The sequence below is a fragment of the Tardiphaga sp. 37S4 genome (assembly GCF_021044645.1).
Classification (GTDB): Bacteria; Pseudomonadota; Alphaproteobacteria; order Rhizobiales; family Xanthobacteraceae; genus Tardiphaga; species Tardiphaga robiniae.
The window spans coordinates 357125-378080 of record NZ_CP088008.1 but is presented as its reverse complement, the minus strand read 5'-3'; the positions used below and the strand labels follow the sequence as shown (position 1 = coordinate 378080).

Genomic DNA, 20956 nt, shown 5'->3' with positions numbered 1-20956 from the left:
AACTATCGAGAGACATTCGACGGGCTACCCGTCTGCACCATATAACCAACGAGGCCCCCATGATAAATCTCGAAACATACGCACATGGCATCAGGGAAGCTCTGGACGAATGCCACGAGCACATGTCGCCTATGGAAGCTGGCGAACTGCAGATCGGCAAGCGCGCCACCGGTGGCGACTGGCAGGACATAACGGCCGAGACAGTCGATCGACACAAGAAGATGATCACCACTTACGAAGGTATTCTGAAGGTGCTCTCTGCCAAGCTGCAGGGTGGCTTTTAGTGCCGGATCAGGCCACGAGCCACACATGAACGCGGTCGGTGGATCAACTCGTCCTTATCCGGTCGAATGGGAGCGACATCTCGTTCTCAATTCTGACTGGAGAATTTTTACGCGGCCGATCACGGCGGCGGATGAACCTTCGGTTCTGACGCTTCTCTCCCACGTTAATAAAGGCGATCTCAGGCTTCGCTTCTTTGGTGCCATCAAAGAATTCACCCATCCATTTCTCGTAAGCCTGACGCAGATTGATTACGCTAAAGCCATGGCGTTCATCGCGTTCGATGAGGCGAGCCAGGAGCCACTTGGCGTCGTCAGGATGCATCGTAAAGATGACGGCGTTTCCGGTGAGTATGCCATCCTCCTTCAATCGGACCTCAAAGGCAGAGGGCTCGGTTGGGCTTTGATGCAGTTGATTATTGAGTATTCCCGCTCCGAAGGGCTTAAACAGATCGTTGGCCAAATCATGCGCGAAAACACGATCATGCTTCAAATGTGTAGAGAGCTGGGTTTCGAAATCATCGCCGACACGGAAGATCACGGAATTTATGATGTCACTTTAAACCTCTGAATAAATGCACCACCTGCAATCCGGCACTCCGAAGGGCGACCTCGAACACTCAGTAAGGCCGGACTTCCGGATCAGAAGCGTTTTATGACGATGTCCGCGTTGGGCCAAACGCGGACATTATTCACCCTGAAGCGAAGGCTGCAAAGAGGTACGTGCCAACGATCTCGCTTGGCTCTAAGGCGCCAAATACTGCAACAATCTCGGATCGTCACGAATCTCGCCGGCCGAACCTGTCAGCGCAACCCGGCCGCGATCCAGCACGTAAGCGCGGCTCGCGACGCGAAGCGCGAGATCGAGATGCTGTTCGACGATGACGACGGCAATGTCCTTCGCCAGCAGGATCAGGCGCTCGGTAATTTCCTCGATGACACCGATCCAGACGCCCTCAGTGGGCTCATCCAGCAGCAAGATTTTGGGATCGGACAGCATGGCGCGCCCGATCGCCAGCATCTTGCGCTCACCGCCAGACAATGTGCCGGCAAACTGATCGAGCCGCTGGCCGAGCTTCGGGAAGATCTCTAGCACGCGGTTAACCGCCCCGCTGTCGCGATTGGTCAGCGCGCCGACGGCGAGATTGTCCCGCACCGAGAGTTTCGCAAACACCGAATGTTCCTGCGGGACATAGCCGACGCCGCGGCGGATGCGCTGCTCGGTCGGCAGTTTGCCGACATCGCGGCCATCGAGGCTCACCGCACCGCCGAGCACCGGCAACTCGCCGACAATAGCCTTCATCAGCGTGGTTTTTCCGGCGCCGTTGCGGCCGAGAATGGCGACGCCGCCGCGCCACGGCACGCTGACCGTAACGCCGAACAGCACCTGGCTGCGGCCGTAACCGGCATCCAGCGACTGGATATCGAGGAATTTATCGTCAGGCACGGCGGAGATAGACCTCCTGGACTTTGGGACACGACTGCACATGCTGCACCGAGCCAGTCTGCAGGATCTGGCCCTGATCCAGCACGGTCAGGCGATCGCAGATGTCGCGGATGAAATCGAGATCGTGCTCGACGATGACGAGCGAACAGCGCGCCTTGATCGGCTGCAACAATTCGCCGGTGACGCGCCGTTCTTCTAGGCTCATGCCGCCGGTCGGCTCATCGAGCAGCAGGAGCTTCGGCTCGGGCGCCAGCGCCATGGCGATCTCAAGCCATTGCTGCTGCCCGTGCGACAGCGCGGAGGCCGGCTCGTGGGCGCGATCGATGAGGCGAAACTGTTCGAGCATCGCCATGACTTTGTCATGCAGCACGCCGCGGGTGCGCGACAGCGCCAGATTGAGCAGCGATGTCTGCGCCTGCAGCGCCAACAGGATGTTGTCATACAGCGTCAGCGCCGGCAGCACGCTGGTGATCTGGAATTTCAGGCTCATGCCGGCACGGGCGCGCTCAGCTGGCGAGGCCTGCGTGATATCGTGGCCGCCGAAAGTGACGGTGCCTTGCGTCGGTGTCTCGGCGCCGGCGATACATTTCATCAGCGTGCTCTTGCCGGAACCATTGGGACCTATCAATCCGTGGAATTCATTGTGGGCGATGGTGAGATCCGCACCGTTCAGCGCGGTGAGCTTGCCGAATATCTTGATGAGGCCTTTTGCTTCCAGAAGCGCCATGACTATCGCTTCCCCGGACGGCCGAAACTGCCGACGCGCTCGCGCTCTGACAACAACAGACTGACCAGTCCTGCGGGCCGGAACAGGATGACCAGCAGCAGCAATACGCCAAGAATGATCGGCCAGATGTCCTGATAGCTGTTCGACAGCCAGAAGCTGACAGCCTCAATGACGACCGTGCCGATCACAGCACCGATCAGCGTGCCGGAACCGCCGAACAACACATAGAGTACCACCTGGGTGGAAATCACGACGCCCAGCATGTTGGGCCAGACGAAGCCTTCGTGAAACGCATAGAGACTGCCGGCGAGCCCGGCGATAGCCCCGCTCAGCGAGAAAATGATCGCCTTGAGGTGCTGCACCTTGTAGCCGAAGAAGGCGATGCGCTGTTCGTTCTCGCGCAGGCCGGCCAGCGCGAGGCCGAATTGCGAGCGCATCAGGAAACGACAGAGCAGATAGACCACGATCAGGAAGCCGATGGCCATGTAGTAATAGGCAGGTCCCTCCGTGAGCTCATAACTGCCGATTGTCATTGGCGGGATCGAGGGAATGCCGTTCTGGCCGCCGAGATAATACCACCCCCGCGCCAGCCGATCGCAGGCATAGGAGCCCGTCAACGTGCCCAGCGCCACGAAAATCACGCTGGCCGGATGGCGACCAAGCAGCAGAAAGCCGCCGAGCAGCAGCGCAAAGGCAAAGCCGATCAGAAGGCCGGCGGGCAGCACCAGCAGGATGGACGTAATGCCAAGATCGCGCGCCAGCAGCGCCACGCCATACCCGGCCGAGCCGAAAAACACGGCCTGGCCGAAACTCATGATGCCGGCATAGCCCCAGACCAGGTCGAATGACAGCGCGAACAGACAGAGGATCAGCACGCGCGTGGCATAGACGGTGAGATAATCCTGCAGCACCAGCGGCAGCAGCAGGCCAATGACCAGCACCGTAATTTCGATCATCGGCAGCACGCGCCATTGGCGCGATGCGCTGATGCCTCGCGTCAGGGATACGGCAGAGAGTGGCGTCGTCTCGGTCATCAGGTCGCCAGCATGAGAGAAAGAAAAGCGGGAGTGATATCGGTCACTCCCGCGAGATTCGGATTATCGACTCAGCATTCCTTGGGATCGACGAGACCGGCGCTGCGCGCGACGACTTCATACTTTCCGCCCTTGGCCACCGCCGTGTACATCTTCATCTTGCAGTGCCGCTGACCGGGGACCATCTCGGCCGGACCGCCCGGGCCTTCGGCGATCTTGGCATGGTCGAGCGCCTTGGCAACCGCATCACGATCGACACTGCCGGCTTCCTTGACGGCCGCCTCCCACAGTTTCAGGCCGCGATAGGTGCCGGTCGCGGCGCTGCCAGCAGCGAATAGGAAATTGCCGGGAAACTGTTTCTCATAGGCCGCCTGGAGCTTGGCACTGAACGGATCTTCCGGCGTCAGCGCCTTGAAGTAATCGAGGCAGCTTGCGAGGCCCTCGATCTCGGCCGGCTGATTGATGCTCAGCGTGTTCTCGTCATAGTAGACGCAAGCGAGCCGCCCGCCATTCTTGAGGAAGCCTGCTTCGGAGAGCTGCTTGAAGAACGGCCCGACACCTGGCGGAATGACGGTGTTGAAGACGACATCGACCTTGTTCGAAATGATGCGGTTCACGGTCGACGAAAAATCGATCTGGTCGAGAGGGTAATACTCCTCGAACACGACCTCGCCGCCGTTGGCCTCGATCACCTTGCGGGCATAGACGTTCAGCGTATGCGGCCAGACATAATTGGCACTGGGCAGCGCAAACTTCTTGCCGCCATTCTTGATCAGCCAGGGGATGAATTCATCACATTGCTGCGCCGGCGTCGGCCCGGTGCAGAACAGATAGGGCGTGCATTCCTTGCCCTCATAGAGCTGCGGATAGATATAGAGCGTCTTGCCGCGGGAGACGATGACGTCCTTGATGGCGTTGCGCATCGACGAGGTAATGCCGCCGATGACCAGATCGACCTTCTCGCGCTGGATCAGCTTACGCACATTGCCAACCGCGACGGATTCATTGGACGCAGTGTCCTCGATATACAGTTCCAGCGGCCGGCCAAGCAGACCGCCGGCATCGTTGATATCCTTGATCACCATCCTGGCCACATTGGCGTCAGCATTGCCGGCATAGCCCATCGGCCCGGTGAGATCGGTGCCGACGCCGACCTTGATCGGTCCGGCAGCCGCGTTGGCCCAGCCTGCGGGGATGACCCAGCTGCCGACACCGGTAGCGATGGCCGTACCGAACAGCGCCGCATTGCCGAGAAAGCGGCGACGGCTGAGAGTGTTGGCGTCTTGAGACATTGGACTAAACCCCTTTTCCTGCAACGAGGCCCTGCGGCCGGAATTTGATGAAGATGATGGCGAGCACGAATACGGCGACATCGGCGATAACGGGCGAGATCACCCAGGGCAGCGCCGCACTCAGCGTGCCGATCAGGCCGGCGCCGGCCACCGGTCCGGCAAAGGAGCCGATGCCGCCGACCATGACGGCGACGAAGCCCTGAATCAGAAAGCGAATGCCGAGATCGGCGAACAGCGTGAACACCGGGACGATCAGCGCACCGGCCAGTCCCGCCAATGCCGCGCCGAACGCGAAAGTCGCACCATAGATTGCGTTGGTCGAAATGCCGGAGGCCCGCGCCAGCGCCGGGTTCTCCAGCGAAGCGCGGATGCGCAGGCCGAACGCAGTGCGCGCCAGAAGCAGATAGCTCCCTGCCATCACCAGCGCGGTGATCACGATGATCACCAGACGCCAGGTTGAGAAATGCATGCCGCCGATGGCCACCGAGCCGCCGACCGGCTCCGGCACCGAGAGATACAGTCCGCCGATCAGGCCGCGCACGATCTCGCGAATGATCAGTCCGAGCGCATAGGTACCGAGCATGGCGACGATCGGCGCGGCATAGAAGCGCCGGACAATCAGCCGCTCCAGCACGAAGCCTAAAGCACCAACCACGAAGGGTGCAGCGATCATGCCCAGCCACACCGGCGCGCCGGCGGAATGGACGATATAGGTGACATAGGCCCCGAGCAGAACGAACTCGCCCTGCGCGAAATTGAAGATACCCATCATGCTGGCGATGATCCCCAGCCCCAGCACGACCAGCACGACGATCGCCCCGAAACTGGCGATCTCGAAGACCGCCATGATCAGATTATCCATGCGTGATCACCGATCCTCGCTTCTGCATGGATGCCTCACATCGTCTTCCAATCGGCAGACTGCTCGAAGGCATGAGCCGCGCGATAGATGGTCATCTCGTCGAAATGCTTGCCGACCAGCATCAGCCCGACGGGCAAGCCATCGACCATGCCGCAGGGAATCGACATCGCCGGGTGATGCGAGATATCGAAAGGCGAGGTGTTGGAGATCATCTCGAAGGCACGGCCGACGACTTCTTCACGCGGCGCGCCGGGACCCGGCAGCGGCGTCGCCTTCATCGGCGTGGTCGGCATCAGCAACAGATCATAGCTCGCCAGCGCCTTGTCATAAGCAGCCGTGACGCGACGCGAGATGTTCAGCGCCTTACCGTAGAAGCGTGGTCCGAAATTATTGTTGATATAGGTGCCGAACAGCAGCAGCAGCTTGGTGGTTTCGGACAGCGAATCCGCCTGCCCGCGCCAGCCGCGATGGGCGTCCATCAGCGACGTCGAATAGAGATCCGACCGACTGAGGCCATAGCCGTCGCCCACCATCATGGTCTGCGTCATGCCTTCGGTGCCGATCGGGGTCCACACCGCCGCCGCGGTGAGATGCATCGGGATCGAGATCGTCTCCACTGTCGCGCCGAGATCGGCGAAGCGCTTGGCGGCTTCGCGAACGCTACGGTTGACCGCGTCCTCGGCGCCGAGCTGCTCGAAACCTTCCTTGACGATGGCGATCTTCATGCCCTTGACGCCGGTGCCGAGCGCCTTGGTGTATTCCGGCACTTCCGGCGACTTGATCCGCGGATCATAGCCGTCATCGCCGGCAAGTACCTCCAGCAACAGCGCATTGTCGGCGACGTTGGATGTCATCGGGCCGGTGTGATCGACGAAAATCTCGATCGGCATGATGCCTGTATAAGGCACCAGACCCCAGGTCGGCTTCATGCCATAGGTGCCCGAGAAGGACGACGGCATGCGGATGGAGCCGCCCTGATCGCCGCCGATTGCCATGTCGACTTCGCCAAGCGCCACGACAACGGCGCTGCCGGACGACGACCCGCCGGCGGAATAGCCCATCTTGTGCGGGTTATGCACGTTGCCCGTCGAATTGGTGTGGCTGCCGCCGGACATGCAGAAGGATTCGCAATGGACCTTGCCCATGATCTCGGCGCCCGCGTCCAGCATGCGCGTGACGATGGTGGCGTCGAAATCCGGCACATAGCCTTCCAGCGTGGAGGAGCCGTTCATCATCGGTACGCCGGCCAGCATGATGTTGTCCTTCAGCGCGACGGTCTTGCCTTTGAGCTTGCCGCTGGGCGCACCCTTCACCACCGACTTGCGATACCAGGCGTTGCGCGTGTTCTCTTCCGGCGCAGGCCGATAGCCAGGCGTACGCGGATATTTCACTTCGGGTACTTCGTCGGGCATCGCCGCCACGACGTTGTAGGCATCGACGGATCCCTGCATCAGCGCGCGGAACGAGGTGACGTCCTCATCGGACAGCGCGAGGCCGCACTGATCGGCGACGGCGAGGAGTTGATCGGGAGTAGGAAGTGAAACGGCCACGATGATTTCTCCTGATATCCGCGATGCAACCGGCGCGGCATTCTTCGGGATGCCCACGCCGTCAAGGCGACGACGGTGTCGCCTTTCGCGCATCATTAGAAAGAGAAATATTTTCCTTTTCAAGTATTATTTTTCAGGGTCGTCCTGATCGGGCCTGCGACTGACCTAGAATGTCCGGATGAGCCTGAAATCCAGACCGTCTGCTTCGGCAAGATAGATCGGCATTTTCGCCCGACCGCCGCGCATGCTGACCTCACCGCGGGCGCCGTGATAGGCCACGCTGGACGCCGCGTTCAGCATCGGCCGGACGTCGAATGAGCCCGCCTTGGTCGCCACGGATTCGAGAAACCGAAGCCCCTCGTAATTCGACTGCGCGACCGATCCCGGCACAGGCGCACAGCGTCCGAACGATAATTCATATTGCGCACGGAATGCATCATTCGCCGCCGACGCACGGTCGACGAAATAGCCCGATGCACAATAGAGCCCCTCGGAGCTATCCGCGCCCATGCCGAGCAGCAGCGTTTCATCCATGGCCCCCGCCAGTCGGAGAACCTTCGACGAGAGACCATGTTCGGCGAAGGCGCGGTTGAACACGATGCTGTCGGTGCCGATCAGCGAGATGACCACGACATCCGGCTTGGCGGCCCGGATACGGGCGATCTGGGCATCGTGATTCTGCTCGCCAAGCGCAACGAATTCCTCACCGACCACGCGCCCTCCGGCGCCGGCGATATATGTCTTGGTGGCCTTGTGGGCCAGCCACGGCCAGACGTAATCGCTGCCGATCAGATACCAGCGCTTCGCCTTCTTTTCATTCGCCAGCCATTCGATGGCCGGGCGCGACTGATCGCGCGGCGTCTCACCGATCGCCATCACGCCGGGCGTGCGTTCTCCGCCTTCATAGACAGGCGTATAGATATAGGGCACGCGCCCGGCGATCACCTTGCGCAACGCGACGCGGACCGCGCTGATATGAGAGCCCATGATGACATCGGCATCACCAGCCGCGATCATGTCGGCTGCCGTGCGGACAACGCCATCGATATCGCCGCCGGCGTCATGAAACACCGGCTCGATCTCGCGCCCGAGAATGCCGCCGCGCCGATTGATCTCCGATGCCGCGAGCATCATGCTATTGGTGCCCGCCAGGCCCCAGATCCCGGCCGGGCCGGACAGCCCGATAAAATTGACGACGCGCAGCTTTTCGCGATTGCGACGCCGCGGAAACAGATCGGGACGTGCAATCGCGTCACGGCCTCCCCCGCTGTCCTGAAAGCCCTTCAGCAACCATGGCGCCGGCATCGGCAGCGCGCCGGTCGTTGCAATCTGCAGTGACGAGAGCATGTCGCTCTCCTTTCGACGTTGTCAGCGGCGGTGCGGCGTCAATTGATCGGCCGTAAAATCGTGCGAAAGAAAATATCGTAGAGGAAAATATTGAATATTCAACGATTCCCGTGCATATGGATCAGGCAAAGTCGCTTAATATTCATCACCCCTTCCAGCAAAGTTTCCCAACCGTGGCCAGAACGCCGAGCACGCCCATCACCGAACACCTCGCTTATCTGCTGGCGCAGGCGAACCGGGAAATTAATCGCCAGCTCGATGCGCGCTTCAAGAAGGAAGGCGTGCCGGTCGAACAGTGGCGCATTCTGAAAGTGCTGTCCGACGGCAAGGGTCACTCCATGGGCGACCTCGCTGATGCGGTTCTGCTGAATCATCCGACCCTTACCAAGATGGTCGATCGCATGGTGTCTGATGCGCTGGTCTACCGGGTGCAGGACCCCGACGACCGCCGCAAGGTGGTGATGTTCATATCCGACCGCGGCAAGACACTGACCCAGCGGCTGAACTCGCTGGCGCTGAGCCAGGAAGCCCATATCGCCGAGAACTATGGCAACAAGGCAACGGCCGACCTGAAGCGCCTGCTGGAAAGCTTGATCGAAAAGGCGAACTAGGTTTTCCATCTCTCCGCGCCGACCATTATGTGGGCCGTCGACAGACCAGGTCGATTTCGATCAGAGCGTCATAAGCGAGGCCCGTGACGCCGACACAGGTCCGCGCCGGCAGGCGATCCGGCGGAAAATAGCTGCGATAAGTCTCGTTCATCGCCACGTAGTCGCGCTTGAACTCGGTGAGATAGATCCGCGTCATGGTGATGTGCTCGAAGCCGAGATCGAGCCCCGCGAGCACGACGCGCAGATTTTCCATCACCGCTTTGGTCTGCGCCACGATGCCATCGGGCAGCACGCCCGGCATCACCGGCGTGTCCGGCATCTGCCCGGTGACGAACACGAAGCCGTCGGTCTCCACAGCATGGCTGAACGGCGCGACCGGCTTCGGCCCGCCGGTGATCATGTGAAATTGCAACAGCGCGTCTCCTGGACCTTATGATTTTGACGTGTGGTCAAACACTCGCTTGCTCAGAATGGCGTGGACGCCCCAATTGCCATCGACGACCTGCGTCACACCGAAGTCGACCGCGACCGACATCAACGCGATCGCTTCATCTTCGGTGAGACCTTTGATGTTCATCAGGAAGCGCCGCATCTTGCGAAAGGCATCCTTCATCGCAAGATCGAGCGACGAGGTCGCATAGACCTCGCTTTGCCCCTTTGCGCCGAATTCGGCGAGATAGTTCGGATGGCTGAAGCCCATCAGCACCCAGTCACTCTCGGTCTCGATCAGCGGATAAGTGAGATCGGCGAACGCCTGGCCGGCGAGATTACCCTTCTTGTGCAGGATCACCTGGAAGGTTCCGGTCATCGAACATTCGATCGCCGTGCCACCGAGTTCGCCGTCGCCTTGCGCGGCATGGGGATCGCCGACCGACAGCAATGCGCCGGGCACCGACACCGGGAGATAGACCGTCGATCCCTTGCCGAGCCGCCAATTGTCGAGATTACCGCCAAAATAGGCTGGCGGCACTGAATCGACGAGATCAGCCTCGCGCGGCGCCACGGCAATGACACCGAAATGCGGGCGCAAAGGAATGCGAATGCCGTCGAGCACGTCATGCCGACGCCGTACAGAGGCCGGCGTAATCGGAATGCCCGGATAGTCGTAGGTGTTGTGCACGGTGCCGAACGGATCGGTCTGCGGCTCCCAGCGATACGAATAGAGCGCGCGCGCATATGGCACGTCGTCGTGATCGAGAATTTCGTAGATCGTCACCGCCTCACGCGCATTCTGCTCGGCGAGAAATTCCTTGTAGTGATAGCCCCACCACGCGGCGACGCTGCTGCCAAAAACCTGACCGTCGAAATCCGGATTTCGACTGGCGCGCGGCACGATGTCGAGGATGCGGATCTCCAGCACGTCGCCGGGCTGCGCGTCCCTGATCGCCACCGGCCCGGTGCAAATGTGGACGCCAAAGCCCTCACCGGCACCGCGGCCATAGATCGAGGCGTCCATCGGACCGGCGCCGCGGCGATCGACATTCTTCTGATCGCGCGTCCAGCAGAACACGCTCTCAGCGCCGATATCGCCCTTGATCATCCGCTCGGGATCGTCGGATGCGTGCTGCGTCAGTGTTTCGATGGTGATCGTGTCGCCGGAATTGATCTCGATCTGCGGCGACAACGAGCGGCTGAAATAGCCCCAGTGCACGCGAGATGCATCGGCGGCAAGATGATGGTGCCGCTGGTTCTTCGAAGCATCCGCGATGCCGTGCGTGATCGTCGCGGCCGACTCCGGCTGCGCAATCTTCCCCGCGGTCGACGGCGCGTGCTGGCTGCGCAACTGCGCCAGCGCTTCCTGCGGCCAGCCGCGTTGTCCCGCCGCCGTCGCCGACGCCGTCAAGCGCTCGGCTTCATTCTGGCGGAATTCGCGCGGCGACAGGCCGAAGCGGTGACGGAACGTGCGGCTGAAATGCGCGGAGTCATTGAAGCCGGCACGAAAGGCAATCTCGGAAATCGAGTGATGCGCCTCGGACGGATTCGACAGATCGGCCCAGGTGCGCTGCAGCCGGCGTTCGCGCAGGTAATGCGTAAAGCTGCTGCCGGTGCCTTCGAATAGTTTCTGCAGATAACGTTCGGAGATGCCCTCGGCCTGCGCCACCTTGGCCGGCGTCAGATCCGCATCGTAGAGGCGTCGCTCGATGGTTTGGCACAGCCGATGCAAGGTCGCCGCCTTGGTCCCCGTGCCGCTGTTGAGATCGGCCGTCGGCTCGGCCAGTTGACGTGTAAAGGTCGGCAACAGATCGGCAAGACTTTGTGCGATCGCCAACCATTCGGCATCGGACAATGTTTCGAGGTTGCGGGCCGCCTGTTCCATCATACGCGCGAACACGTCGCCGAAGCCGCCGGGGCCTATGATCTGAACATCGGCGATGGCGGATGCACTGGCGCGGCGGCTGTGCAGCGGATCGGACGTCACCGAGAGCACCACCGCGCGCATGTCGCGCTGGAATGCGACGCTCCAGTCCCCTTTGCGGGGCAGCAACAGCAGATGCCCGACGGCGACGATCTGATGCCCCGCAGCGGTCTTCAGCGCGACGCCATCCTCAAGCGGCAGCAACATCAGCGGATGGTCGCTGGCGAGATCGGCCAATGGCGAGATCGCCTGTGCGCCGGCAGACAATTTGGCCAGTGCAATACCTTCGAAGGTGCGACGAACTGCGGTGGCGTGGCCGTGATGCGTGGTCGTCGCAGCCGTCGGCTGCAGGCCAATCGAACCCAGGACGTCGCGCCATGCTTCGGGGCGGTCGTCTTCAGAGTAGGATTCACTGGTGAACGGACGGAGGCTCATGCATCGACCTTCATAGCCAAAGCGAAGCAACCTCCGTGCCATCCCGAAGGACGCAGCGCCCTGCCCTGCAACTTCCCGGATCACCGCGCCATCACCCTCATAGCCAAATTCAATGCAATTTCATCCGCTTAGTCGCAGCGGAAGACGTTCTTGCGGATTGTGCCATGGACGCCCCAATTGGCATCGACCACCTGCGTCACCCCGAAATCCGCACCGACCGACATCAGCGAGATCGCCTCGTCTTCGCTCATCTTGTGCACGGTCATCAGGAAACGCCTGAGCTTGCGGAACGCATCGCGCATGGCCCGATCGAGGCTGGAATGATTGGCGACGTCGAGCTGCGCATTGGCGCCGAGTTCGGCGAGATAGTTCGGGAAGGTGAAGCCGTAGACCGACCAGGCATCGGCGGTTTCCAGCATCGGATGCGTCAGGCCTTCGAGGGGCGTACCGCCGAGGTCACGATGCTTGTGCAGGATGAACTCGAAATCGCCGGTCAGCGAGGTCTCGATGGCCGTGCCGCCGAGCTCGCTGTCGCCCTGCGCGGCATGGGGATCGCCGACCGAGAAGAACGCGCCGGGCACCGCCACAGGATAGAACATCTTGGCGCCCTTGCCGACGCGCCAGTCATCGATATTGCCGCCTGTGTAACTCGGCGGGATCGACGACACGAAATTCTCCTCGGATGGCGCGAGGCCCATGGTGCCGAAATGCAGCCGTGCCGGCACCTTGACGTTGGGCAGGATGTTTTCGCGTTTCCTGATGGTCGCGTGATCGACGCGCACGCCGGGATAATCGATGGTTGGATGCAGGATGCCATCGGGGTCGGTCTGCGGCGTCCAGACATAATTATAGACCGCCTTGGCAAACGGCTCGCCCGATGTATCGAGTTCGAAGATCGTCACGACCTCGCGCGGCTTCGGTTCCTCGATCAGGTCGTGATAGTGGAAGCCCCAATTGGCCGCAACGTTGGAGCCGAAACACTTGCCGGCATAACAGGCCTTGCAGGCCGGTCGCGGGCGCACGTCGAGAATACGCACTTCCAGCACGTCGCCCGGCTCCGCGCCTTCGATCGCCACCGGCCCGGTGAGCAGATGCACGCCGACGCCTTCGCCTGAGCCGCGGATGAACGGACCTTCCGTCGGGCCGGAGCCGCGGCGGACGACGGCCTTGTGCTCGCGGGTCCATTTGAACACGCTCTCGGCGCCGGGATCACCTTCGATCATGCGCTCGTAATCGTCATTGGCATGATGCGTCAGCGTTTCGATGGTGGCACGGTCGCCCGACTTCAGCGTCAGCGCGGGCGTGACCACCTTGCTGAAATAGCCCCAGTGAACGGTCTTTGGCGACACTGGAAGAAGATGATGCTTCATGCTGAGGCCCTCGGTAGCAAATGGACGAACTTCACAGGCGCGGCGATCACGAGACTTCCGCCTCCATCGCATTGAGGAAACGCTGCGCGACGGGATTGCGCGGATTGGTCAGGACTTCACTCGCTGGGCCTTCCTCGATGATCGCGCCTCCGGCGAGCAGCACCACACGGTCGGCCACTTCGCTGGCAAAGCGCAGCTGATGCGTCGAGATGATCATGGTCAGACCGTCCTCGACGGCGAGCCTGCGGATCACTTCGAGCACTTCGTTGACCAGTTCGGGATCAAGCGCCGACGTCGGCTCGTCCAGCAACAGCACGCTCGGATTGGGCGCGATCGCCCGGGCGATGGCAACGCGCTGCTGCTGGCCACCGGACAGATGCCGCGGCAGCGCATCGGCGCGGTGGCTGAGACCGACGCGCGCCAGGAGTTCATCGGCACGGCGGTCCGCATCCGCGCGCGCGACGCCGTGCACCCAGCGCAGCGGGCCGGCGATGTTTTCCTTGGCTGTGAGATGCCCGAACAGGTTGAACTGTTGGAACACCATGCCGACGCCGACTTCGGCGCGGGCATTGGCCAGCAGCCGCGGCGACAACGCCTTGCCATACTCGTTGAAGCCAAGCTGGCGGCCGGCGACCTTGATGGCGCCGCCGTTCCACAGTTCGAGATTGTTGATACAGCGGAGCAGCGTGCTTTTGCCGGAACCACTTGGTCCGAGCAACGCGATCACTTCACCGATCCTGACCGTGATATCGACGCCGTCGAGCACCACGTTCCTGTCGTAGCTCTTGCGGAGATCGGAGACCTCGACGGCGACATTGTTGCGCGCCAGCATCTCCGCGCGTTTGGTGCGATCGGCGCGTTCCGGCCGCATCCGCGGCGGCGGCAGTTCGGTGACACCGCCGTCGGGCAGGATTTCCGGCGACATGTCGGCCTGCGGCGCCAGCGGATCGTCGCTGCCAAGCGCGCGATACCACGGCATGAAGCGCATGAACTGGTTCTGCCTGGTCGTGCGATCGAGGTCGAACTTCCATTCCAGAAGCAGTTGGATGCCGGCGATCGCCGCTGTGAGCAGCAGATAGATCAAACCCGACGCGAAGAAGATCGAAAAGAAATCGAAGGTCGAGGACGCTAGCTGAGTCGAGCGCAGCGTCAGCTCCTGCACGGCGATGACGGAAGCCAGCGACGAGTTCTTCAGCGCGCTGACAGCCTCGTTGCCGAAAGCGGGGATCATCGACCGGATCGCCTGCGGCGCGATGATCCGGCGCATCAGGACGCCCGGGGTCATGCCGAGCGCTTGGCCGGCCACCACCTGGCCGCGGTCGACACCGAGCACGCCGGAGCGCAGCATCTCTGCGATGAATGGTGCTTCGTTGCAGGCCAGCGCCAGACCGGCAGCAAGAATGGCGGGAAGCTTGATGCCGATCTGCGGCAGGGCGTTATAGGCAAACACCATCTGCAGGATCAGCGGCGTGCCGCGAAAGATCACGGCATAGACCCGGGCGAAGGATGCCAGCGGCTTGAATCTGCTGAGCTGCATCCACGCCAGGATCACACCGAGGATCAGCCCGCCGCACAGACCGAGGGCGGTGACCTGCAAGGTCGCCTGGATACCCTCGATCATATACGGCATGCTGAGATAGTGGAGGAACAGCTCCATGGAGGCAGAAAGCCCTTACTTGAGAGTGATCCTTGCTTGCGGGCTGGCGTTACTTCACCGTCAGCAGGCCGGGCTCCATCAGGTTTTCCGGATCGAGTTTCCACTTCTTCAACAGCGCGAGCTGATCACCGGACTTGTAGATCTCGGTGAGTGCGGCCTTCACCGCATCGCGGAACTTGGGCTTGTCCTTCGGAACGGCGATGCCGACCTGATAGGGGATCGTCACCGCGACCGCCTTCTCGAGCTTGTCCGGATAGGCTTTCACCGCGTTGTCGACGGTGTTGACGTCGTTGATATAGGTATCAGCGCGGCCGGCAAGGATCGCCTGGATGCAGTTGGCATTGTTGTCATAGAGCTGGATGGTCGGCTCCGCCTTGCCTTCCTTCTTGCATTCCGGCCCCAGCGCCTGGATCAACGGCACTTCGACATAGCCGGTGTTTTCCGCCGCAGCCGTGCCGCACAGCGAGGTGTTGATACCGGTGATCTTCTTGGGATTACCCTTGGCGACGAGCACGCCGTCGAACACCTTGGAATAGGTGATGAAATCGGCCGCCTTGGCGCGCTCCTCGGTGGCATAGATGTCGGATATCACGATATCGGCCTGGCCCGATGCCAGCGTGGTCAGCAAGGCCGCGAAGGTCACAGCCTTGTAGGTCAGCTTGAAGCCAAGGCATTCGCCGATCTGCTCACCGAGATCGATGTCGAAACCGATATATTTGTTGGGATCCTTGGGATCGATCGATTCATAGCCCGGTGTATGCGGATTAATGGCGTTGACGAGTGTCTTGCCTTTCCAGTCCGGAAATTTCGCCTGCAATTCGGCGCAAGCCGCCGGCACGGCCGCCTGCGCGGACATCGGAACAAAGGTGCCGACCGCCAATAGCGCGCCCACTGCCGCCGCACGCCATCCGATCATCGCGCCCGTTTCAGGCCAAAGCCTACGGATGTCAGCAAAATGCAACTTGACCATTCGATCGCTCCTTCGACGTTGTCATGGCCTGAACCATGTTCCTAACCTCGAAGAAGCCTACGGGCGCATGTCCGCAGAAAGCTTGTCCCGGGACGTACAATAATTTGGATCGTCCGCTCCCATGATTTGGGCAGAGCTGCCACATTAATGGGCGGCGAGGCTCTGCCGCATGTCGGCTGCCCGTCAGAAGCGGTCGTCGAGCCATCGACTCCGCCGTGCAGTCAATGCTGTGAGTATTGTCGCGACAAAGCAGCGGGTCGATCGCAGCGACGCCGAAGCGCGATTATTCGGGTGACCCACAAAGTCGAAGCCCCTTGCCGGAGCAAATCTACCAATAGCAACGCCGGTGGCGACATGTCGCCACCGGCGGATGCTCATATGCCGTGTTGACTCAGGCCGCTTTGGCCGTTGCTACGTGATTGGCGAGGACATCCATCAGCGCAGGCGAAAGGCAATCATAAGGCTCGAGTCCCAGTTCCTTGAGGCGCGACCGTATGCCGGCCATGTCGCTCGGCTTCACGCCGGATTCAATCACCGACGAGACGAAGGCGGCGAAGCCCGGTGCAGCCGAGCCGGATTCTTCGAACAATTCGGGATGAATGAAGTCGAGGCCATAGAACGCATGTCCCTTGTTCTCGATGCGGCCGAACATGTGGGTACCGCATCCGGTGCAAGCATGGCGCTGAATGGTTGCGGCCTGATCGACGATGCGCAACTTGTCGCCGTTTTGCAGTACGGTGACGTTTTCGCGCGGAACCACCGCGACGACAGAGAACGTCGCGCCGCTCGGCTTCCAGCATTTGGTGCAGCCGCAGGCGTGATTATGAGCGACGTCGCCTTTGACGCCGACCTTGACCGGTTTGTCGCTGCACTTGCAGACCAGCGTTCCGCCGGCAAAATGGCCTGAACCTTGTTTGACACCGCCGTCGACGGACGGGTGGATATGAACAGTCATCAGTCTATCCTCCTGGTATGATGCGTCACTTGTGTGAAGCATTGTTGTATTGGCACTCTAGTGTTGCAGCCTGCATTCAGAACACGACCACCGATCGGATCGATTTTCCTTCGTGCATCAGATCGAATCCCCTGTTGATCTCTTCCAGCTTGAGCACATGCGTAATCATCGGATCGATCTCGATCTTTCCGTTCATGTACCAGTCAACGATCTTGGGAACGTCGGTACGACCGCGCGCACCGCCGAAGGCTGTGCCTTTCCAGACGCGACCTGTGACGAGCTGAAATGGCCGGGTCGCAATCTCTTTTCCGGACTCCGCGACGCCAATGACAACGGAGACACCCCAGCCGCGGTGGCAGGCTTCAAGCGCCTGGCGCATAACCGTGGTATTGCCGGTGCAATCGAAGGTGTAATCGGCACCGCCATCGGTCAGCCCCACCAGATGCTGAACAATGTCGCCATCGACCTTCTTCGGATTGACGAAATGGGTCATGCCGAAGCGGCGCCCCCATTCTTCCTTGTCGTCATTGATGTCGACGCCGACGATCTTGTCGGCCCCGACCATCCGTGCGCCCTGAATGACGTTGAGGCCGATGCCGCCGAGGCCGAACACGACGACATTGGAGCCCGGCGTGACCTTCGCCGTATTGACCACGGCGCCGACACCGGTGGTGACGCCGCAGCCGATATAGCAGCTCTTGTCGAACGGAGCGTCGTCGCGGATCTTCGCCACCGCGATCTCCGGCAGCACCGTGAAGTTCGAAAAGGTCGAGCAGCCCATGTAGTGGTAGATCGGCTTGCCCTGATAGCTGAAGCGCGAGGTCCCGTCCGGCATCACTCCCTTGCCCTGGGTGGCGCGGATCGCGGTGCAGAGATTGGTCTTCTGGCTCAGGCAGCTTTTGCATTGCCGGCATTCCGGCGTGTAGAGCGGGATGACGTGATCCCCGGGCTTGACCGAGGTGACTCCGGGACCGACCTCACGCACGATACCCGCGCCCTCATGGCCGAGGATGGAAGGAAAGATGCCTTCGCTGTCGAAACCATCGAGCGTATAGGCATCGGTGTGGCAAATGCCGGTCGCCTTGATCTCGACCAGAACTTCGCCTGCCTTCGGCCCTTCGAGATCGACATCGACGATCTCAAGCGGCTTCTTTGCTTCGAAGGCGACTGCGGCGCGGGTCTTCATTCTCAACTCCCTCGGTCGTTTGATCTTGCGTCATCCGGTCCTGTGTGGTCCGAGCTCGCGTCATCCGGGATTGCAGGTCAGCGGCTTGCGATCCGCATCAGTGCGGTTTCCCCATGCAGGCGCTCTCGGCCTCCGTATAGGCTGCGGGTTTTTCCTCACGCTTGCCCGGGCGCACACGGCCGACTGCATCATTGGCGCGCGCACGCAGATAGACGTAGAGATCGTCCATATAGCAGGCGACATTAGTATTATCGCCAAAGGCCGGCATGACGCTTTCCTGCGACGTGCTGACATTCTTGCGACCGCTGGCGACAACCCCGAGGAAGTCGCCATAGCTCATCGTTTTCAGCGAGTCCTTCAGTGCCGGTGCGTAGGTCGATCCCATCCCATCCGGGCCATGACAAACGTGGCATTCCGAGTGATAGCGCCGGTAACCCGAATATGTGTACCAGTCGATGGTGCCATCCGCGGAAACGTTGAAGGTCGGATTGCCCTCCTTGTCCAAATACTTGCCGTCTTCGGATTTAACGGCTTTCGGATCGCCGGCATTCTCGGCGAAGCTCGTATTCCCGGAGGCCACGACAACAATCGTGGCAATGACAGACCAGATGTGACGCAATAGCTTGTCCTCGGCATGCGATTTCAGAAAAGACCGGCGCATGGACGAAGCCATGCGCCGGTGACTGATGCGTCAGTTCACTGTGGGAGTGCAAAGACCGTCAGCGCGCCGCCGAGTGCGGTATAGTTGGTCAGGGCTGCGTAACCACCGACGGCACCGAGACCGGCAGTCGGATCCGTCAGACCCGCTGCGAGACCGATACCGGCCCAGCCGCCGACGCCTGACAGGACGGCGATATACTGCCGGCCATTGTTTTCGTAGGTGGTGACGTTGCCGATGATGCCGGACGGAGTCTTGAACTTGTAGAGTTCCTTACCCGTCTTGGCATCGACCGCCTTCAGGTAGCCTTCCAGCGTCCCGTAGAACACCACGCCACCGGCAGTGGCGAGCGCTCCCGACCAGACCGAGAACTGTTCCTTGTTGGACCAGACGATCTTGCCGGTCTTGTTGTCCCAGGCAATGAAGTTACCCATATGGGTTTCGCCCGGAGGCGGATACATCGACAGCGTCGCGCCCACATAAGGCTGACCGGCGGTGTAGTTCACCTTGAACGGCTCATAGTCCATGCAGACATGGTTGGTCGGCACATAGAACAGCTGGGTATCCGGCGAATAGGCCCCGGGTTGCTGATCCTTGGTGCCGAGTGCCGCCGGGCAGACGCCCTTGGTGTTGACGTCTTCACCTTGCTTCTCGGTGGAGTACTGATCGACTACTTTCGGGCGGCCATAGGTCGGCGACGACTTGTTCATGTCGACACCGGTGGTCCAATTCACCTTCGGATCGTATTTTTCGGCAACTAGCAATTCGCCGGTGACACGGTCCATGGTGTAAGCGAGGCCGTTACGATCGAAATGCGTCAGCAGCTTACGGTTTTGGCCGTTCATCTGCTGATCGCTGAGGATCATTTCGTTGACGCCGTCATAGTCCCATTCGTCATGCGGAGTCATCTGATAGACCCACTTGGCCATGCCTGTGTCGGCATCGCGCGCGAAGATGGTCATCGACCACTTGTTGTCGCCCGGCCGTTGCTTCGGATTCCAGGTGGAAGGATTGCCCGAGCCGTAATAGACGAGGTTCAGCTCCGGATCGTAGGAGGTCCAGCCCCAGGTGCAGCCGCCGCCGATCTTCCACTGATCGCCTTGCCACGTCTTGATGCTGGAGTCCTTGCCGACGGGCTTGCCGAGGGCGGTGGTCTTCTCCGGATCCACCATGATCTGGTCGTCCGGTCCTTCCGAGAAGGCGCGCCAAGCGAGCTTGCCGGTCTTCAGGTCATAGGCAGTCATGTGGCACTGAACGCCGAATTCACCGCCCGAGATGCCGATCAGGACCTTATCCTTGACCACGAGCGGGGACGACGTGCCCGTTGCACCCTTGCCAGGGTCGCCGTTCTTGACGGTCCAAACTTCCTTGCCGGTCTTTGCGTCGAGCGCGACCAGCGTGGTATCGGCCTGGTGCAGGAAGATCTTGCCATCCGCATAGGCAACGCCGCGATTGACGGTGTCGCAGCACATCACCGGAATGACGTTCGGATCCTGCTTCGGTTCATACTTCCAGACGATCTTGTTGTCCTGCGACAGGTCCATTGCGTAGACCTTGTTCGGGAACGGCGTATGCACATACATCATGTTGCCGATGATCAGCGGACCGCCTTCGTGGCCGCGCAGAACACCGGTAGAGAAGGTCCAGGCCACCTGCAGCTTGCCGACATTAGCCGCCGTGATCTGGTTCAGCTTCGAATAGCGCGTATTGGCGTAGTCGCCCGCTGGCATGACCCAGTCTTTCGGGTTCTGCGCCATCTTTGTCAGTTCATCATTGGCGATGGCAACACTCGCGGCAGAGGCCGCCATTGTGCCAAGACAGGTCGCAAGCAGCACCTTTCGCATCGTGATGTCCTCCCAGACATAATGCCGGGTCTCGTCAAGCGGCCCAGCTTCATTTTGGTATCTATGAGTAGCAAGATCCGCTGCTGCATACTTGCCCAAGAGCGAAGCAGGCTTGCTCGACAGAGAACCCGTGCAAGATAATTTTCTCGTACATTGACGAAAAACCTGAACGGTATCTGGAAAGCCCGCGCCTTTCGCACTGCACACGGATCGCCGCACTGCGACCTAAGGGTGATGTTTCACTTGACGGGGCTGGTATCGAGTCAGAGGATCGACAAGGAGAAGTGAGTTACTCTGACCACAATTCACGAGCTGCGGGCTGTGCCGTTACATATTGTTTCGCACATTTTTCCATATGTGCTTCGTTCGATATG

At 60.7% G+C, this 20956-nt stretch carries 19 protein-coding genes; 3 read left to right on the top strand and 16 right to left on the bottom strand.

The annotated features are described in order from the left end of the window. Positions 1-59 precede the first annotated feature (59 nt). On the top strand, positions 60-284 hold the full coding sequence (locus LPB73_RS01795; protein ID WP_141137133.1) for a hypothetical protein: 225 nt from the start codon (positions 60-62) through the stop codon (positions 282-284). 25 nt (positions 285-309) lie between these two features. Then, the gene (locus LPB73_RS01790) at positions 310-852 is read left to right on the top strand and encodes a GNAT family N-acetyltransferase (RefSeq protein WP_184511882.1); all 543 of its coding nucleotides are present in this window, start codon (positions 310-312) and stop codon (positions 850-852) included. Positions 853-1026: 174 nt separating this feature from the next. Here the strand turns inward: LPB73_RS01790 and LPB73_RS01785 are convergent, their stop codons facing one another. The 7 genes from LPB73_RS01785 to LPB73_RS01755 form a co-directional block, all read right to left on the bottom strand. After that, entirely contained in the window at positions 1027-1770 is a 744-nt protein-coding gene (locus LPB73_RS01785) for an ABC transporter ATP-binding protein (RefSeq protein ID WP_414716848.1), read from the bottom strand. Continuing rightward, positions 1721-2455: an ABC transporter ATP-binding protein gene (locus LPB73_RS01780; RefSeq protein ID WP_184511883.1), complete on the bottom strand. Its 735-nt coding sequence runs from the start codon at positions 2453-2455 to the stop codon at positions 1721-1723. The genes LPB73_RS01785 and LPB73_RS01780 overlap by 50 nt, the downstream gene beginning before the upstream one ends. A gap of 2 nt (positions 2456-2457) precedes the next feature. Beyond that, positions 2458-3489 carry a branched-chain amino acid ABC transporter permease gene (locus LPB73_RS01775; protein WP_231079402.1) on the bottom strand — a complete coding sequence of 344 codons (1032 nt, stop codon included), beginning with the start codon at positions 3487-3489 and terminating at the stop codon, positions 2458-2460. A 71-nt stretch (positions 3490-3560) separates the two neighbouring features. Continuing rightward, positions 3561-4781, bottom strand: coding sequence for a substrate-binding protein (locus tag LPB73_RS01770; protein ID WP_120287020.1), 1221 nt, complete (start codon positions 4779-4781; stop codon positions 3561-3563). Positions 4782-4785: 4 nt separating this feature from the next. Continuing rightward, positions 4786-5643, bottom strand: a complete 858-nt coding sequence (locus tag LPB73_RS01765) for a branched-chain amino acid ABC transporter permease (protein ID WP_092149600.1) — start codon at positions 5641-5643, stop codon at positions 4786-4788. Between the two features lie 35 nt (positions 5644-5678). Next, positions 5679-7193, bottom strand: a complete 1515-nt coding sequence (locus LPB73_RS01760) for an amidase (protein WP_231079401.1) — start codon at positions 7191-7193, stop codon at positions 5679-5681. Positions 7194-7358: 165 nt separating this feature from the next. After that, positions 7359-8540, bottom strand: a complete 1182-nt coding sequence (locus LPB73_RS01755; protein WP_231079400.1) for a substrate-binding domain-containing protein — start codon at positions 8538-8540, stop codon at positions 7359-7361. A gap of 173 nt (positions 8541-8713) precedes the next feature. Here LPB73_RS01755 and LPB73_RS01750 point away from each other — a divergent pair, with 173 nt between their 5' ends. Then, positions 8714-9151 carry a MarR family winged helix-turn-helix transcriptional regulator gene (locus LPB73_RS01750; RefSeq protein ID WP_068735340.1) on the top strand — a complete coding sequence of 146 codons (438 nt, stop codon included), beginning with the start codon at positions 8714-8716 and terminating at the stop codon, positions 9149-9151. 25 nt (positions 9152-9176) lie between these two features. Here LPB73_RS01750 and LPB73_RS01745 read toward each other — a convergent pair whose 3' ends face one another. The 9 genes from LPB73_RS01745 to xoxF5 form a co-directional block, all read right to left on the bottom strand. After that, positions 9177-9563 (bottom strand): RidA family protein, encoded by a 387-nt coding sequence (locus tag LPB73_RS01745; RefSeq protein ID WP_231079399.1) that lies wholly within the window; start codon positions 9561-9563, stop codon positions 9177-9179. A gap of 18 nt (positions 9564-9581) precedes the next feature. Then, positions 9582-11942: an acetamidase/formamidase family protein gene (locus tag LPB73_RS01740; protein WP_231079398.1), complete on the bottom strand. Its 2361-nt coding sequence runs from the start codon at positions 11940-11942 to the stop codon at positions 9582-9584. A 128-nt stretch (positions 11943-12070) separates the two neighbouring features. Next, positions 12071-13312 carry an acetamidase/formamidase family protein gene (locus tag LPB73_RS01735; protein WP_231079397.1) on the bottom strand — a complete coding sequence of 414 codons (1242 nt, stop codon included), beginning with the start codon at positions 13310-13312 and terminating at the stop codon, positions 12071-12073. Between the two features lie 46 nt (positions 13313-13358). Next, positions 13359-14969: an amino acid ABC transporter permease/ATP-binding protein gene (locus LPB73_RS01730; protein ID WP_231079396.1), complete on the bottom strand. Its 1611-nt coding sequence runs from the start codon at positions 14967-14969 to the stop codon at positions 13359-13361. Between the two features lie 49 nt (positions 14970-15018). Further along, on the bottom strand, positions 15019-15885 hold the full coding sequence (locus tag LPB73_RS01725) for an ABC transporter substrate-binding protein (RefSeq protein ID WP_175366348.1): 867 nt from the start codon (positions 15883-15885) through the stop codon (positions 15019-15021). A gap of 445 nt (positions 15886-16330) precedes the next feature. Beyond that, the gene (gene gfa / locus LPB73_RS01720) at positions 16331-16894 is read right to left on the bottom strand and encodes an S-(hydroxymethyl)glutathione synthase (RefSeq protein WP_231079395.1); all 564 of its coding nucleotides are present in this window, start codon (positions 16892-16894) and stop codon (positions 16331-16333) included. Between the two features lie 76 nt (positions 16895-16970). Continuing rightward, positions 16971-18080, bottom strand: coding sequence for an S-(hydroxymethyl)glutathione dehydrogenase/class III alcohol dehydrogenase (locus LPB73_RS01715; protein ID WP_068734594.1), 1110 nt, complete (start codon positions 18078-18080; stop codon positions 16971-16973). 97 nt (positions 18081-18177) lie between these two features. Continuing rightward, a complete protein-coding gene (locus LPB73_RS01710; RefSeq protein WP_231081034.1) occupies positions 18178-18669 on the bottom strand; it encodes a c-type cytochrome, methanol metabolism-related in 492 nt (163 codons plus the stop codon). 107 nt (positions 18670-18776) lie between these two features. Further along, a complete protein-coding gene (gene xoxF5, locus LPB73_RS01705; RefSeq protein ID WP_089266008.1) occupies positions 18777-20582 on the bottom strand; it encodes a lanthanide-dependent methanol dehydrogenase XoxF5 in 1806 nt (601 codons plus the stop codon). Positions 20583-20956 lie beyond the last annotated feature (374 nt).

Bases quoted from the DNA above. Each gene is read 5' to 3' on its own strand.
- LPB73_RS01785 (WP_414716848.1), bottom strand. From the start codon at position 1,770: ATGTGCAGTCGTGTCCCAAAGTCCAGGAGGTCTATCTCCGCCGTGCCT.
- gfa (WP_231079395.1), bottom strand. From the start codon at position 16,894: ATGACTGTTCATATCCACCCGTCCGTCGACGGCGGTGTCAAACAAGGT.
- LPB73_RS01755 (WP_231079400.1), bottom strand. From the start codon at position 8,540: ATGCTCTCGTCACTGCAGATTGCAACGACCGGCGCGCTGCCGATGCCG.
- LPB73_RS01715 (WP_068734594.1), bottom strand. From the start codon at position 18,080: ATGAAGACCCGCGCCGCAGTCGCCTTCGAAGCAAAGAAGCCGCTTGAG.
- LPB73_RS01775 (WP_231079402.1), bottom strand. From the start codon at position 3,489: ATGACCGAGACGACGCCACTCTCTGCCGTATCCCTGACGCGAGGCATC.
- LPB73_RS01790 (WP_184511882.1), top strand. From the start codon at position 310: ATGAACGCGGTCGGTGGATCAACTCGTCCTTATCCGGTCGAATGGGAG.
- LPB73_RS01770 (WP_120287020.1), bottom strand. From the start codon at position 4,781: ATGTCTCAAGACGCCAACACTCTCAGCCGTCGCCGCTTTCTCGGCAAT.
- LPB73_RS01780 (WP_184511883.1), bottom strand. From the start codon at position 2,455: ATGGCGCTTCTGGAAGCAAAAGGCCTCATCAAGATATTCGGCAAGCTC.
- LPB73_RS01795 (WP_141137133.1), top strand. From the start codon at position 60: ATGATAAATCTCGAAACATACGCACATGGCATCAGGGAAGCTCTGGAC.
- LPB73_RS01725 (WP_175366348.1), bottom strand. From the start codon at position 15,885: ATGATCGGATGGCGTGCGGCGGCAGTGGGCGCGCTATTGGCGGTCGGC.
- LPB73_RS01735 (WP_231079397.1), bottom strand. From the start codon at position 13,312: ATGAAGCATCATCTTCTTCCAGTGTCGCCAAAGACCGTTCACTGGGGC.
- xoxF5 (WP_089266008.1), bottom strand. From the start codon at position 20,582: ATGCGAAAGGTGCTGCTTGCGACCTGTCTTGGCACAATGGCGGCCTCT.
- LPB73_RS01730 (WP_231079396.1), bottom strand. From the start codon at position 14,969: ATGGAGCTGTTCCTCCACTATCTCAGCATGCCGTATATGATCGAGGGT.
- LPB73_RS01740 (WP_231079398.1), bottom strand. From the start codon at position 11,942: ATGAGCCTCCGTCCGTTCACCAGTGAATCCTACTCTGAAGACGACCGC.
- LPB73_RS01765 (WP_092149600.1), bottom strand. From the start codon at position 5,643: ATGGATAATCTGATCATGGCGGTCTTCGAGATCGCCAGTTTCGGGGCG.